Origin of the sequence: Photobacterium atrarenae (genome assembly GCF_024380015.1) — a bacterium.
Taxonomy (GTDB): Bacteria; Pseudomonadota; Gammaproteobacteria; order Enterobacterales; family Vibrionaceae; genus Photobacterium; species Photobacterium atrarenae.
This window is the reverse complement of sequence record NZ_CP101509.1, coordinates 468,801-483,377: the sequence shown is the minus strand read 5'-3', so window position 1 is coordinate 483,377 and position 14,577 is coordinate 468,801. Positions and strand designations below refer to the sequence as shown.

Here is a 14,577-nt window from a genome sequence, read left to right as displayed (position 1 = left end):
GTAGCTGAAAAAATTGATTTTTGAACCATGAAGCGTTGCTCAGAGTCCGTTCGAATACCGTTTTTATTCAGGGGTTGATCTTATTGCGCAAGTGCAACGTAATGGGTGCAGTGTTCATATCACGGTAGGGCATATCGTGCTGCCGACAACCATGCATTTTACAGGAATTCACATGATTAAACTCCACCACCTCAATCAGTCTCGCTCAAAACGGATTATCTGGCTTTTAGAAGCGCTGGAATTGGACTATGAAATTATTCCGTATCAGCGGGATACCGAGACATTTCTGGCACCGCCGGAACTCAAAACCATCCATCCGTTGGGCAAAGCGCCGGTGATTGAAGATGCGGGGCAGGTGATCACTGAATCTGGGGCAATCACTGAGTATCTGATTGATAAATACGGTGCGGAAACACTGGCGCCAAAGCGTGGGACTCAGGCGTATACCGAGTATCTGCAATGGCTGCATTTTGCAGAAAGTTCGGCCATTTTGCCGCTCTTGCTCAAGATGTTCGTGGCTAAAGATGGCGCAAAAATGAACTTCCTGGCCGATTACGCGGATGCAGAAACCATGAAGATCCTGAGTTATTTCAACGATTACCTGGCCGGAAAAAGCTACCTGGTGGAAGCGCGCCTGACCGGGGCAGATATCATGATGTCTTTCATCGTTGAGTTGGTTCAGATGTACGGTTTGGGCAAGCAGTTCCCGAATATTCAGCACTATGGCGAGATGCTGAGCGCACATCCGGGTTATCAGCGAGCCAATGCGCTGGAACAGCAATACAACGCTGGATAAGTATATGTTGCCCACGTCCGGGAATATGTTGTTCCCGGACGTATCCTCTCGCGCTTGATGATTTCTATCTCACTGTTATTAAAGGAAATATATCGATATGACTGCGGGTTGTGATAGCCTTCGGGGTTGATCAATGTACAACTCAGGAATCACATGACATGGAAGCAAAAGCACAGCAGTATCTCGACACCTACCTCAACACGCTGTCTGAAGCAGATCGGCAACGCCATCCCTCGTTCAGTGCGGATTATTTCTGCGCCGATGAAATCAATGCCAATCTCTGCGCCGAATTGGTCGCCAGCGGTGAGAAAACGGCAACATGTAGTATGAAATACTGGTACGAAGACGGTGGCGAAACCATGCCGCAGGTCGGGCACCTTCAGGTGGTGACTGACTGGCACGGCAACCCGAAGGCAATCATTGAAATTACTTCTGTCAGCGAGTGCCGGTTTGAAGACGTGAACGAAGACTTTGCCCGCGCCGAAGGAGAAGGCGATCTCAGCCTGGTGTGGTGGCGCAAAGCCCACTGGGATTTTTTCTCGGTAGAATGTGATGAGGTCGGCATCGAACCTTCTGAGCAGATGGTTCTGGTGTTAGAGCGCTTTCAGGTGGTCTATTCGTAATATTCTTCATCGCTCTCTTCGTGATTGGTTCTTTATGCATTTCAGATGGATACGTTACAACTCTTGAAGGGGGCGTCAGCTGACATTGACGCTTAGCATTATTTTGCGTTGAAGCTTGTTCCTGCTGTGGTTAAATACCTGTTAAATCACAAACAGGGACTCAACTTCATGAAAAATTTTAGTGGTGCGTGTCTGACGCTGATCATGCTGGCAGGATGCTCGTCGGTCGACCGGGGAGATTTCGGCAGTTTTCAGCGCTCGCTCAACGACAAGAGTTACGGTTATACCTTAGTTGCAGATCCGCTGGATCCGAATAATTTGAAGCCGGTAGAGCGGTTTGAAGTGCGTAGCGGGGATTGTTCCCGAGATAAAGATTGGGATGATTGCCATTATGACCGGGAACGTAGTGAACTTAGCCAGAAAACCCGGCGAGCTTCGCATGGGGATGAAATTTGGTACGCTTGGGAAGTGTATTTCCCTGAAGATTATTCGAATATCTACCCGACAAAGACAGCTCTGGGACAGTTTCACCAAGAAAAAGCCCCGCCGATCTTTATGTTTCAGAATCAAGCCTACCATAAGTTCACCGAACAAATTACCAAGGGCGGCTACCACTTGGATTATCAGGTCGGCGGGGAAACCGATACGATGTGGGAACTGCTGAAAGAAGAAGATCTTCGCGGTAAGTGGCACCGCATTGAAGTGCATGCAAAATGGTCGCGTGATTATGACGGAATTTTTTATGTCTGGGTCAATAACGAGCTGAAAGTGAAGTTCCATGGCCGGACATTGGAGAAAAATCGGGCCTATTTTAAATATGGGGTGTACCGTACTTTTGTTTCCCGTCATCTGCGGTACCACAAGACGGACACCGTCCCGACACAGGTTGTTTATTACCGTAATGTTGCAGCCGGTGATTCGAGAGCAGAGATCCAGCCGGAAATCTTGCAATAGCATCGTTTGAAATCGCTGTCATCAATAGTACTGATCCGCTGGGATCCCAGCGGCTTTTTCATTTCAGGAAAGCGCAGTCTTCGGGTGATCTTTTATACAAACATATGTGCATATTTTCTTCATCAAACATCAATCATTTCGTCACACATTTACTTCAGGATAGGCGCTTTTAAAACAACAACTTAATAGCCAAGGAAAGTAAATGAGCAAGGCAGTCTTTGATCCCAAGCGTTACAACCGCAGTGATAACACCTCTTTTGACGAAGTGCTGGATGCGTTTGTCTCCCGCCGAAAAATCCTCAAGGGCGGGATGGGGCTCAGTGCCATGGCGGCGATGGGCGCATTCGGCCTGACCGGTTGTAACTCATCGTCGGATAGCACAATCGCCAAGGGCGGAGAAACCATCCAACCTGTGACCTTAAAGTTTGAGTCGATCCCCGGTGCACTGACCGATGCGGTTCATGTTGCCGAAGGGTACACCGCGCAGGTACTGGCCCCGTGGGGCACGCCACTGAATGGGATTGCCCAGGCCTGGCAGGATGACGGCAGCAATACCGCGATGGATCAGGCCAATGCGGTCGGGATGAACCATGACGGGCTGCACTTCTTCCCGCTTAACGACAGTGCCACCGAAGGCCTGCTGTGCGTGAATCATGAATACATCGAAATGGATGAGTTGCATCCGGATAAGGCTGCGACCTTTAATCCGGATGGCACCCGCAATGATGTCGATGCGGTGCGAAAAGAGATTTTTGCCCATGGGGTGAGCGTCATCCATATCGCCCTTGAAGGTGATCAGTGGGTGGTAAAAGAGGACACCCGCAACCGCCGTTATACCGGGGCCAGTACGATGGATATTGCCGGACCGTTGGCTAATACCAAGCACGTGGTGACCCCGTTTTCGCCGGATGGCAGCCAGGCGCGTGGCACCTTGAATAACTGCGGCAATGGTTATACGCCTTGGGGCACGTATCTGACCTGTGAGGAAAACTGGCCGGGCTATTTTGTTAATCAGGGGGCGACCACTGCTGATCAGGATCGGATAGGGATATCATCCGGCGTTGATGCGACCGGACGCTATCGTTGGGAAACGCTGGCGGGTAACGCGGATGAGCGTCTGGACGAGTTCCGCCGTTTTGATGTCACCCCAACCGGTGACAGCGAGCTGAGCGATTATCGCAATGAAGCCAATGGGCACGGCTATATCGTGGAAATTGACCCATATCGCGCCAACTCCCGAGCGGTGAAACGTACAGCGCTGGGCCGTTTCCGTCATGAAGGCTGTACGTTTGGTACCCTGGAAGCGGGTAAACCATTGGTGTTCTATTCAGGCCATGACTCGCGCTTTGAATATATGTACAAGTTCGTGTCGGACAAAATGTGGGATCCGGCCGATGCCAATTCAGTTGATCGTCTGGGAACGGGCGATAAATACATGAATGATGGCACCCTGTATGTCGCGCGATTTGATGCGGACGGCAAAGGGGTCTGGCTGCCGCTGACGCTGGATGGCATCACAAAGGATAATGGCACGCTGGCCGATCATTTCAGCACGCAGGCTGAGATCATCCTCAATACCGCCGGTGCGGCAGACTTGGTTGGTGCGACACCGATGGACCGTCCGGAGTGGTGTGCGGTCGATCCAATCACCGGCTCGGTTTACCTGACCCTGACCAATAACACCAAACGGACTGAAGAAACCGGCACCAACCCAGCCAACCCGCGCTTGATGAACAAGTTTGGCCATGTGATCCGTTGGGACGAAGCCGAAAACCACACCGACTTCACCTGGGATATCTTCGTCTTCGGCTCGGCGGCTGATGCCTCGGAAGATATTAACCTGTCCGGCCTGGATGAGATGAATCAGTTCGCCAGCCCGGATGGCCTCGCTTTTGATTCGCGCGGTATTCTCTGGATCCAGACCGATAACGGTGCTGATGAAGTAGAAAACTACACCAATGATCAGATGCTGGCGGTGGTGCCGTCGAACCTGAAGGATGCCGATGGTAAGCAGGAAACCATCAGTGCCGAAAACCAAGGGGAGCTGAAGCGTTTCTTTGTCGGCCCGAACGGCTGTGAAGTGACCGGGTTTACCATCAGCCCGGATCATCGCTCGATGTTTGTGTCGATCCAGCACCCGGGGAACTGGCCATACAGTGATAATGCGGCGGAAGCGACGCCGGAAGGGACGACGGTTCGTGCCCGGGCTTCGATTGTGGTGATCCGTCGCCAGGATGGTGGTGAGCTCGCGGTATAACGCAGATTTTCGCTGTTCTCTTTTCAAGAGCCGCTGTCTATCCAGCGGCTCTTTTGTGTATAGTTGCCTGTACATTCCTGATGAGAGCGCCCGTCTCACCGTCAGGAAACACGGAGATGAGGAGATGATATGGAAATCATGAAATTATTGCTGTTTTTGCCCGCCTGCTTTGCCCTCAATATGACGCCGGGGCCGAACAATTTGCTGGCAATGAATAATGCCCGTAGTTATGGGTTTGCGACCGCGGTGATGGCCGGACTTGGCCGGTTGACGGCGTTCGTGGGAATGATTGCGCTGGCAGCGTCTGGTTTGGCGGTGGTGCTGTATACCTCTGAAACCCTATTTTTGACCATCAAGCTGTTGGGCGCGGCTTACCTGCTGTGGATTGCGGCGCAGCTCTGGCGCTCGGAAGCAACGCCGCTGAGTCCGGTGATGGCAGAGAAAAGCCGCTTTCGGCTGTTTCGCCAGGAAATGATGCTGGCTGCCGGGAATCCTAAAGCCATCCTGATTTTTACTGCCTTTTTGCCCCAGTTTGTCGATCCGGTGTTGAACGTCAATGAGCAATTCTTTGTGTTAGGACTGAGCTTTTTGGTCCTGGAGCTCCTGGCGATCTCGATTTACGCACTCTTCGGTGTTTACCTGCGCCATTGGTTTGCCAGGCCGCGTATGGCCCGGTTGTTTAACCGCAGTTGTGCGCTGTTTCTCGGGTTTTCCGGCGGGAATTTACTCTTTTCAAGACAGTCGTAAATCAGGATAGTCGCGAATCAAGGCCGTTGTGATTCAAGGTCTTCATCACCACGCTTTTTCGACAAGGAGGTCGACATGGCAGGAACTTATCTTATCTTCACGCTGTTAGGGATCCTGCTGCCTTACGGGGCATTTCTACCCTGGTTGATGACACACGGGCTGGATGTTGTGATTGCGGCACTGTGAAGTTGCGAATCGATGACATTATTGCGGGCAGGATAAAACCGGGCAGCCTTGATTCATTTCAATGCCGGAGCCCTGCAATTCTGCGAGGCTTTGCCTGAGCGCCGGATCTGCTGGATTGATTTGAATGGCGCACTGAATCGCGCTTAGTGACGCGGCCTGACATCCCCGGGCGCGAAGGCCGTAGGCATAGTTATTCCACAGCTGAACCTGCTGCGGATGGTATGCCAGCCCTTCTCTGAAAGTTTCGACTGAGCGTTTAAATTGCTTCTGCTGGTAATACAGGTTCCCTAAGGCCAGCCATAATAGCGGCTCATCTTGCCATTGAACGATTGCCGTTTGGTAGGCGGTCACCGCCTGTTCGGGATGCAGTGTTTCAAAATCGTGCACGAGACGCAGATAACCGGATGCGTTGGCGGTGACAGGGATCTCATTGGGTTTGACGGTCATGATGGCCCAGTGTCCCGCGCGTGCCCAGGTTTGTTCAAAGGTGTCGATTGGGATCACATGGCGCCGCTCTTTGCCTGAGCGCAATGTCACTGTATTTTGATTCAGGTCATAACCGATGAGCACGGCGTAGTGCCACTGTGGGTACCAGCTTAATCCCAGGTTCTGCATCACCAGCACGGGCTGTCCGTTTGCTATTTCAGTCAAGACTGCAGCGAGACTGGCATCTACTTTATACGGCAATCGCTTGAAGCGACGGGTGGTGGCGATCATATCCAGCTGTAAACTACCCTGCCGTCCGGGAAGATAAACGTAGGGAAGCAGTTCATCGGGAGTGGTTTCAATACCCGATGCATTCAATACCGTCGCCAGCGCCGCGGGCCCACAATGATAACGGTCTTGCGGGAAAAACGGGGTGTCATCCAGCGTCACGCTGACAGGTAGCGATAGTTCTGGGCTGATTTGCGCGCGCCATGACCCAGACGTGCTACAGCCTGAGAGCAACAGCAAGATCAAGATGACTCCCCAGATGTGGACACGCTGCAGGGGCAGGAAGAGAGGGGAGATCGCTGTCAACTGACGGGCCTGATAAAGGGGAATACGTCCGTCGCGCCGATCAGATCCGTGACAACCAAGACCACAACAATCAGTCCGATCACGCTGAGAAAGCTTTCGCCGGCAGGCATTTCATCCAGGTGATCATTGAGCATGGCGATTTCTGCATCAGTCATATGACTGATCCGCTCGGCAGCCGCTTGCGCATCCACGCCATACGCCGCCAGCTGAGCGCGCAGCTCATCCTTTTGCAGCATCGACAGCAGATTGTCCCGATCGATATTTCTTTGCTGCGCCTGGATCGCTTCACCGGTAGTGATCATTGCCGCCTGCGTCAAAGGCATCTGTACCAGGCTGAACAACATGATCATGGCCGTTGTCAGTATTTTTGCGGGCTTTTTCATGTGCGGGCTTCCTCTGTCAACATTCAAGAGAATTCCCTAAGTATAGAAAAGGGCAATGATTTGTCTGCTCCATGCCGGAAATTTCCTATATAACTCCGGGGACATGTTGCTCCGTGTTGCTGTGCGGTCGTCCGATATAGCGACCCGGATAGTCGGCCAGCAGAGCAGTGGAGCAAGTCGACCGGGTGGATGTCACCAGGCCCGCCGGGCGGGCTGGTGGGGGCGGACTGGCGATTCTCTGGTGCTGATTAAGCTATGGTCAGGATGATTTTCCCCACCGCGCGTCTGGACTCGCTTCGCTGGTGGGCCTGCGCGGCTTGTTCAAGGGGAAAGACAGAATCGATTTTCAGTGATAGCTGACCGTCGCTGAGTAAGTTGGCAATGTGGGCCAGTTTGCTGTGATCCGGGGTGACCCAGACCCGCTGGAATGTGACGCCGCTGGCCTGGGCGATTTCAGGGGCAATTTCACTAAGCGTCGAGACCAGCTTGCCGCCGGATTTGATGACCTTGAGCGAACGCTCCAGAAGACCTTCTTCGCCGATGGCGGCAACAACGAGATCGATATCGCTGACCATGGCTTCAAACTGCTCGCTGCGATAATCGATGCACTGATCGGCGCCCAGTTCACGCAGATAAGGGTGATTCGGAGCCGAAGCGGTGGCAATCACACGGGCACCGGCCAGCTTGGCGTACTGAACCGCGAAGGCGCCGACCGCACTGGAGCCGCCGTGGATCAACACGGTTTGCCCGGAAGAGACCTGGCCCAGGTCATGAATGGCCTGCCAGGCGGTCAGGGACACCATGGGTGTTCCGGCGGCTTGTTCAAAGCTCAGGTTTTGGGGCTTTTTCACCACCAATGCGCTGTCGATAATCACCTGCTCGGCATAAGCGCCCGGCTGGCCGATCGGGATCATTGCCATTACTTCATCGCCGACTTGCAGCCCGTGGCTGTCGCCTGCAGTCTCCAGCACCACACCGGCAACATCCCAACCGGCAGTCAGGGGCAGGGAGAAAAAGCTCTCCAGCATCCCGGCCCGGACCATGGTATCGACCGGATTCACGCCGGCGGCTTTGACCTGGATTCGCACCTGGCCGTCTTCGGGTTTCGGGGCAGTGATCTGGCTGATGCTGAGTTGGTCGGCTGGTCCGTATTGCTCAATCACGATTGCTTTCATCTTGTTTTTCCTCATTTGTTTGGCTTACAGTCATTATGTTCTTATATAGTTATGTCGTAAAATTGATGGTTGATATAGATATCATTCCATTTGGGAATGAGTGAGCCGCTGAGTGGCGATATCGTTTCAGTGTGTTAATGCGCTAAAGGGTGAAAGCACTGTAGCGAGCATGGTGAGCAAGGAATCAAAGGAAGTTGAGGGAAGATGGCCAAACTTGATATTAATCTGCTGGTGATTTTTGATGCCATTATGGCGGAACAATCGGTGACGGCAGCGGCGGATCGACTGGCACTGACGCAGCCTTCCGTCTCGAAAGCGATTTCTAGGATGCGTTATGCCTGGAAAGACCCACTCTTTGTTCGCGATGGGCGAGGGATCAAGCCAACCCCGAGAGCGGAAGTGTTGTGGCAGGAAGTGCGCCCTGCGATCCAAACTTTGGTCGATGCAACCAGCGAGCAGCGGTTTGATCCTGCCAGCAGTGAGCGCACGTTTCGCATCGCCTTGACCGACGGGATGAGCCGAATGCTCTGGCTGCCGCTACGCCAGCGGATTGAGCAGCAGGCGCCGAAGGTGAATTTGTACGCCATGCCGTTTCGCGGCAACGGGGAATCACTGCTGGTCGACGCCGAAGTCGATTTGGTGGTGGATTATTATGAGAGCCAGAACCGCAAGATTGTTCGCCAGCACCTGTTTGATAACCGCTTCACCTGTCTGATGCGACCGGCGCATCCGCTCGCCCAAACCGCCCCGTCGCTTGAAGCCCTCGCTGGCGCTGAGCATCTGATGGTATCGCTGTCCGGCAATACCGGAAGTGTGGTTTGCTCAGCCCTGGCAAAGCATCAGATGCAGCGACGTATCGCGATGACGGTGAACAGCTTTGCTGCGGCAATCGATCTGATCAAGCAAACTGATTTGCTCTGTGTGCTGCCTTATCCGGTGGCCTATCATGACATTGCCGCCGGGGATCTGATTAGCCAGCCATTGCCGCTGGATGTACCGCCGGCACCGATCAGCCTGGCTTATCATATCCGCTCCGAAGCAGATCCCGGTGTGCGCTGGCTGCGCCAGCAGGTACTGGAGATCATCGAAGCCATGCGGCCGGTGCTCAATTATGTGCCCTAGTTGAGAACATTTTAGTGAGCCGTTTCGGTTGAATCACTCGCGGCATAGGTACAGGGATGGAAAGCAATATGCAACCAAGTAAACCAGCAGTCTCAAGTTTTACGAACGGCCCATTTGAGCCATCGGAAACCGAAACTGTCGCCGCGCTGTGGCGTGAATCTATGCCGCAAGCTATTGGGATCACACCGGTTGCTTCAGTTGCACCAAGGCGCGTTTTAAAGTACGAAGATCCGATTCAACCCCGCCGACTTGGGCTGACAGCTCGCGAAGGCTGTTTTCCAGGCTCAAGGTCATGGGTTCGAAAGTATCTTCTAACGTATCGCAGGTTCGCTCATAGAAGTCGTCGTAGAGTTCCTCGACCATAGTTGTCACATGCAGCCGGATCCGCTCAGAACGCTGCTGCGCCTGACGCATTTCCTCTTGTTCTTGCTCTCTGGCCTTGAGGTAGTCATAAATCGCCACAAGCACGTCGATTGCCGGGCCGATAAAAGGAACGACTTTACTGGCCATTTTTTCCATGGTTTTCTTGCCGATCCCTTTAAAGATTTCAGGGGCCAAGGATTTCCCTTGTTTGAGAGCGTAGATAATCCCTTCTTTCATGAGCTCATCGCTGACGCCGGCTCTGCCGCCTTTGATCGCCAGCCCCTTTAACAGCTCGGTGAAGCCGGAGCCGTTTTCAGCTTGTGCGTTATCGTCATCGTGAAAACTCTCGGCATAAGATGGCGAGTTTCGGAATATTTTCGCCACTTCTGCGGCCTCAGCGTCCAGCTTTTTAGCGGCACGTTGCAATTGATAATCGAAATAATCTCCCAGATCGTTTTGCCAGGCTGTCAGCACTGGCTCAACGGCATCGGACCGACCGTCTTCAAACAAAGAGACCAGTTCAGTCTTGAAGCCGGGCTTTGCCTTTTCAGACCGGGCTTTGACTTTATCGAACACTGTACTTCTGGCATCGGCGAAGCTGGTGATCAGGGCTTCCAGCTGCTGCAATTCATGTTGCGCCGCTTGTCCCTGCGCCTTGCCGATGGCTTCCTCCAATAGCTCGCTTAACTGATAAGCCAATGTCGATGCGACACGGGCACTATCGGTCTCTTTAAACAGCCGGGCGACGGCTTTTTCCAGGGCTTCGATTTGGCTGAATTTGACCAGTTTCGTTTTGCCGGTGAGTTTGCCTTTCAAAGCCAGATCAGCATTGACCAGGAAGTCCGGGGTGTTATTCAGGCGAGCCAGCAGGGGCTCGTTTTCGGCAAAATGCTGATACAGGTTAGTGCGAAACTTCTCTTTCAGGGCGACATAATCCGGATCACTGTCCTGATAACCACTTTTGTTGTTGATGACGACGAGCAGGGGTTTACCGGATGCCAGAATTTTCCCGATTTCTTCATAGGTCTGTTGCTCTTCCAGCACGCCGTCGCTGCTCAGGACAAAAATCACCGCATCTGACTTTTTCAGTTGTTCGCGGCTGACGGCTTCATGCTCGATCGGCGCATCAATGCCGGGGGTGTCCAGGATCTGAACATCGCCCACTTGATAGGCATCGACCCGATCGGTTTTCGGAATATCGCCGACTTCGGCTTCCTCGCGTCCGATTAGGGCGTTGAGTAGGGTACTCTTTCCGGCGTTATAGACGCCATACACCATGACGATCGGCTGACAGTTCGCGGCTCTTTCCTCGATTTCTGCGCCCAGTGCCGTCACTTTCTCGGGCTCGACGTAAGCCGTTAACTGGCTCTGGCAGGCATTAAATACGGTACGCACCGTATGAAAGTGTTCAAACATCTTTTCTTTGTCCTTCAATGTAATGTTGCAAACTCAGGGTTTCGTCATAAATCAGTGTCAATGCCGCCCGCACCGGGGTAAAGACGTTGCGCCGTGCATGGACCTGATGCGCACGCAGGGTTTCCGCAATCCATGTCTCGCCGCTGGTCAGCAAGGCATCTTTAATTTCTTCCCGGTTATCGCCGCATACCACATCCCTGGTCTTAGTGCTGGTGAGGAGTTTACCGCCGGCGCCGCCGATCAGACTGCCTGCGGTACCGCCAATGGCAACCCCGACCGGGCCGCCGATCATCCCGCCGACAATTCCTCCAATCACCGAGCCGACACCGCCACCCACGGCCGCCCGCTTGCGGGTGATATCAATTTCAATTTGGCGAGTTGTATCGCTGAATGATAAGCCCTCGCACAAGTTCATCTCCTGTGGCAAATCTGCCATGGCATCCAACGCTTTCTGGCAAAGTTGCGCCAGTTTCGGTCGGTAGTGTTGGTCGATGGCTTGCTCTATCCAGTTTTTCAGGGCTTTATCCAGCGATTTGAGATCCTGGCTGTCAGCGAACTGTTCGACTTGGGCGTCAACCTCTGCGGCAAACAAGGCTTGAATTTTGACTAACTGCTGCTCCGTGAGGGTCTCAAGCTGAGTTTCCTGTGCTGTGATTTCACTGAGCGCGTTGTGCAGCGGCTGGATCAGTCGGGTGATGCTCAGCTCGTTTTCGTCTTCCAGCAGCGCGCGATAAAACGCCTGGAGATTCTGGTGTGGTACCTGTTTTTTCAGGGCCATCCCTTCGGAGTCGATGACTGCTGCCAGTTTGCTGAATAAGGTATTCAGCCCGGAAGCATCCATGGCGGCTTCACTGTTTCCCTGTGATTCGGCAAAGCTGACGGACACCGTTAATGCTGAGGTATCGACGTTCTTGAGCGCCAGATTCGCGCACAGTTTGTCGAGTTCATTCTGGACATGCGCTTCTTGATCGCGGCGATTCTGCTCAGGTTTCATCACTAGGGTTTTGACCATTTCCTGAGTGTCGTCATCCAAATCATATTCGAGCGTATCGCACCGCGTGATGAGCAACAAGATACGCTTACCGGCTTTCAGCAAGGACTCCAGCTCGTGCAGGTCAGTTTGACGACCCGGTTGTGCGGAATTCATGGGATAGATAATCAAATCGGCACTTTCCACGTACTTCTGCGCCAGATCGCCGTTTTCACCGTGGGTTGAATGCAGGCCCGGAGAGTCCACCCAGGTCATGCCGGGTACCTGAAAGCCCTGAATACAACTGGTGGTCTCTTGGGAGCCGATCTGGAATCCTTCCTCGTGATTGATGGCCTCATCAAACGCCAGATTAATTTCTTCTGAGAAGAATTCAGGCCGATGCAGCTGTGCCGCGACTGCGTCCAGCCAGGCAGCATCCGGTTCACCCCGGCCGGTTGCCATATAATTGCCCAGTGAGCTTTTTCCGGCTTTAACTTTGCCATAGACAAATATCAGCAGGGAGTCACCGTATTTTTGGCGAAAGGAGAGGCCGGTTTCGTAACTGCTGACTTTCTTCTGCCATGCGGTGATCACCTGGCGGATATCCGTCAGGTTGCTTTGCACCGCTCGCGCGATGGCTGAAGTTGCCTTGGCCTGGACCGCCGATGCCTGATCCACACAGCGGACGACTTTAGCAATGCGATCCAGTAGCTGCTGTTCCTGTTGCTTTGCTTCGCTTTCAATGGCAGCCAGTTCTTTGGCCAGGGCTGTGGTGCGCTGGTAAAACGCCTGATGGGTTGTTAACGAGGTCATGATTGATTGAGTTCCTTCAACAGCGTCTCCAGTTCATCCAGGGATGCTAGCTCCTGCTTCTGCGTTTCTTTGGATTCGGTGAACGACTTCAGTTGCACCTGATCGCGATCGAACAGTGACAGGGCCTTGGTTGCGCTGTGTATTCCCCGAATTTCCTGTTTGCAGAACTTGTTGACGACATGGATATAATCGTCGTGAGGATTGATGGGCACGGCGAGAAATTCCTGACTGATGGCTTCCAGTTCGGCATTCTTGACCTTGTGGAGATGCTCTCTCATGCGTCTTTTGCGGGCTTGCCGATCTTTTTCAGCTTGTTCCTGCTGAGCCCGACGCGTTTTCTCCGCGCTGTTATCGCTGTAAGTGTAAGTAGAAGAGCTGCTGTCTTCCGACACTGCATCATAGATTTTTTTACCGGCCCAGATGGCGACCGGTGCTGCTAACCACCACATATCGACTCCTATACTGATTCGATGTCGTTTAACTGGGTTTGCAATGCTTGCTGGAACGCTTTGACGCGCTCAACAAAGACGACTTTATGCTGATGTTCCTTGGCTTCCTCGATTGCCAGCCTCGCTTGTAACAGTGTCTGTTGCTCGGCGACAGCCGCCTGCAGTTCCTCCACCATTGCCTGAACTTTCTTTGCACGCTCAGCGGCCAGCTCGGGCGCAATTTGGTTGGCAGTCTGTTGGAGTTGGGCTTGTAGCGCCGGGATACCGCTGAACTGAACCAAAGCGGGTTTCTCTTCACGCATCCCTTTGCAAAACACCGGATTTGCAACAAGGAAAGGCGTAATATTCGGTGAAATGACCTGTTGTAATTGTTGAGTGATCTCCGCGATCACCGCCTGGTTTTCGTCGGCAGTTTCAGCTTCTGTTAACACCACAAAAATGTTTTCTGGCCTGGCATGTGTTCGACCAATAGACGCTAACGCCTCCAGGTCCTTCTGCTGGAGCGACCCGGCACTTAACCGATGCACCAGCAATATAATATCGGCCTGAACCGTACCCAGTTTCGCTGCCCGGGTGTCTTGGATATTGACATCCAGCCCCGGCGTATCGATATACCGGATCCCCTGGTATTCGAAATGCTTGTTCTCCCGGGTTTCCGGGACATCACGGGTTCGGAAAAACTCATCTGTGACGTGGTTAGTGAGGGAATTCAGGAGCGAGCTTTTCCCGGAGTTATAGACGCCGTAGACCACAACATTGGGACAGGCACTGTCGACAGCCATTGCCGCTTCAAGCTGCGTTACCACTTCTTCTTTTTCAGGACAGTGCTTCGAGACCAGCTGATTGATTTTATGGAGGTTCATCTCAACATTCCTTATTCATCGATTTGCATTTTGTCATACCCGCCCCCTTCGAAAGTGTTAAGTCCTTCAAGAAACTTATGTTATTCATGTTGAGTGATGAAATTATATGCATTCATGGGATACGCTTTTCGGGGTATACAGCTGGATAGAGTCTGGTCGAGATAAGGGTGAGTGATTTCTGAATGAGTGCGTTGTAGCAATTTACCTTTCTGGCTCGGCTTGATCGGCAACCTGATCCCGGTGAACCTGGGTAATCTTGTCGGCGGCAGGGTGCTGGTGGGGCTGATTGATTCTCTGATTTATTTACACGGTGCCCATGATGAACCGAGGGATTGATCCAGCGCAGGATCAGAGCTGCTTTAGTATTCCTGCAACTTCGGACTGAATACCCGTTGCTATACTCAGACCAGTGATTCAGATGCCGCTTGAATCGAGCGGCA

13 protein-coding genes are annotated in these 14,577 nt (G+C 52.9%); 6 read left to right on the top strand and 7 right to left on the bottom strand.

Going from position 1 to position 14,577, the window contains the following annotated elements; all coding sequences use genetic code 11:
* The first annotated feature begins 172 nt into the window (after window positions 1-172).
* The 5 genes from NNL38_RS18345 (at window position 173) to NNL38_RS18325 (ending at window position 5,377) form a co-directional block, all read left to right on the top strand.
* The gene (locus NNL38_RS18345; RefSeq protein ID WP_255391885.1) at window positions 173-796 is read left to right on the top strand and encodes a glutathione S-transferase family protein; all 624 of its coding nucleotides are present in this window, start codon (window positions 173-175) and stop codon (window positions 794-796) included.
* 158 nt (window positions 797-954) lie between these two features.
* The gene (locus NNL38_RS18340; protein ID WP_255391884.1) at window positions 955-1,419 is read left to right on the top strand and encodes an ASCH domain-containing protein; all 465 of its coding nucleotides are present in this window, start codon (window positions 955-957) and stop codon (window positions 1,417-1,419) included.
* 168 nt (window positions 1,420-1,587) lie between these two features.
* The gene (locus NNL38_RS18335; protein WP_255391883.1) at window positions 1,588-2,373 is read left to right on the top strand and encodes a heparin lyase I family protein; all 786 of its coding nucleotides are present in this window, start codon (window positions 1,588-1,590) and stop codon (window positions 2,371-2,373) included.
* 202 nt (window positions 2,374-2,575) lie between these two features.
* Complete coding sequence (locus NNL38_RS18330; protein WP_255391882.1) at window positions 2,576-4,630, top strand: PhoX family protein; 2,055 nt, start codon at window positions 2,576-2,578, stop codon at window positions 4,628-4,630.
* A 129-nt stretch (window positions 4,631-4,759) separates the two neighbouring features.
* Window positions 4,760-5,377 (top strand): LysE family translocator, encoded by a 618-nt coding sequence (locus NNL38_RS18325; RefSeq protein ID WP_255391881.1) that lies wholly within the window; start codon window positions 4,760-4,762, stop codon window positions 5,375-5,377.
* Window positions 5,378-5,581: 204 nt separating this feature from the next.
* Here NNL38_RS18325 and NNL38_RS18315 read toward each other — a convergent pair whose 3' ends face one another.
* The 3 genes from NNL38_RS18315 to NNL38_RS18305 all read right to left on the bottom strand — a co-directional run bounded on the left by NNL38_RS18315 (window position 5,582) and on the right by NNL38_RS18305 (window position 8,141).
* Window positions 5,582-6,523 carry a PA2778 family cysteine peptidase gene (locus NNL38_RS18315; protein ID WP_255391880.1) on the bottom strand — a complete coding sequence of 314 codons (942 nt, stop codon included), beginning with the start codon at window positions 6,521-6,523 and terminating at the stop codon, window positions 5,582-5,584.
* Window positions 6,524-6,579: 56 nt separating this feature from the next.
* Entirely contained in the window at window positions 6,580-6,966 is a 387-nt protein-coding gene (locus tag NNL38_RS18310; protein WP_255391879.1) for a DUF6627 family protein, read from the bottom strand.
* A 248-nt stretch (window positions 6,967-7,214) separates the two neighbouring features.
* Window positions 7,215-8,141, bottom strand: a complete 927-nt coding sequence (locus NNL38_RS18305) for an NADP-dependent oxidoreductase (protein ID WP_255391878.1) — start codon at window positions 8,139-8,141, stop codon at window positions 7,215-7,217.
* Window positions 8,142-8,345: 204 nt separating this feature from the next.
* Here NNL38_RS18305 and NNL38_RS18300 point away from each other — a divergent pair, with 204 nt between their 5' ends.
* Complete coding sequence (locus NNL38_RS18300; RefSeq protein ID WP_255391877.1) at window positions 8,346-9,263, top strand: LysR family transcriptional regulator; 918 nt, start codon at window positions 8,346-8,348, stop codon at window positions 9,261-9,263.
* 180 nt (window positions 9,264-9,443) lie between these two features.
* On the opposite strand, the gene NNL38_RS18295 is transcribed toward NNL38_RS18300, so the two are convergent.
* From NNL38_RS18295 to NNL38_RS18280, 4 genes are read right to left on the bottom strand one after another with little or no spacing between them, the layout of a single operon-like run.
* On the bottom strand, window positions 9,444-11,042 hold the full coding sequence (locus NNL38_RS18295; protein WP_255391876.1) for a GTPase: 1,599 nt from the start codon (window positions 11,040-11,042) through the stop codon (window positions 9,444-9,446).
* A complete protein-coding gene (locus tag NNL38_RS18290; RefSeq protein ID WP_255391875.1) occupies window positions 11,035-12,825 on the bottom strand; it encodes a dynamin family protein in 1,791 nt (596 codons plus the stop codon). Before NNL38_RS18290 ends, NNL38_RS18295 begins: the two co-directional genes overlap by 8 nt.
* Window positions 12,822-13,274 (bottom strand): hypothetical protein, encoded by a 453-nt coding sequence (locus NNL38_RS18285; protein WP_255391874.1) that lies wholly within the window; start codon window positions 13,272-13,274, stop codon window positions 12,822-12,824. Before NNL38_RS18285 ends, NNL38_RS18290 begins: the two co-directional genes overlap by 4 nt.
* Window positions 13,275-13,282: 8 nt before the next feature.
* On the bottom strand, window positions 13,283-14,137 hold the full coding sequence (locus NNL38_RS18280) for a GTPase domain-containing protein (protein WP_255391873.1): 855 nt from the start codon (window positions 14,135-14,137) through the stop codon (window positions 13,283-13,285).
* Between the last annotated feature and the right edge of the window lie 440 nt (window positions 14,138-14,577).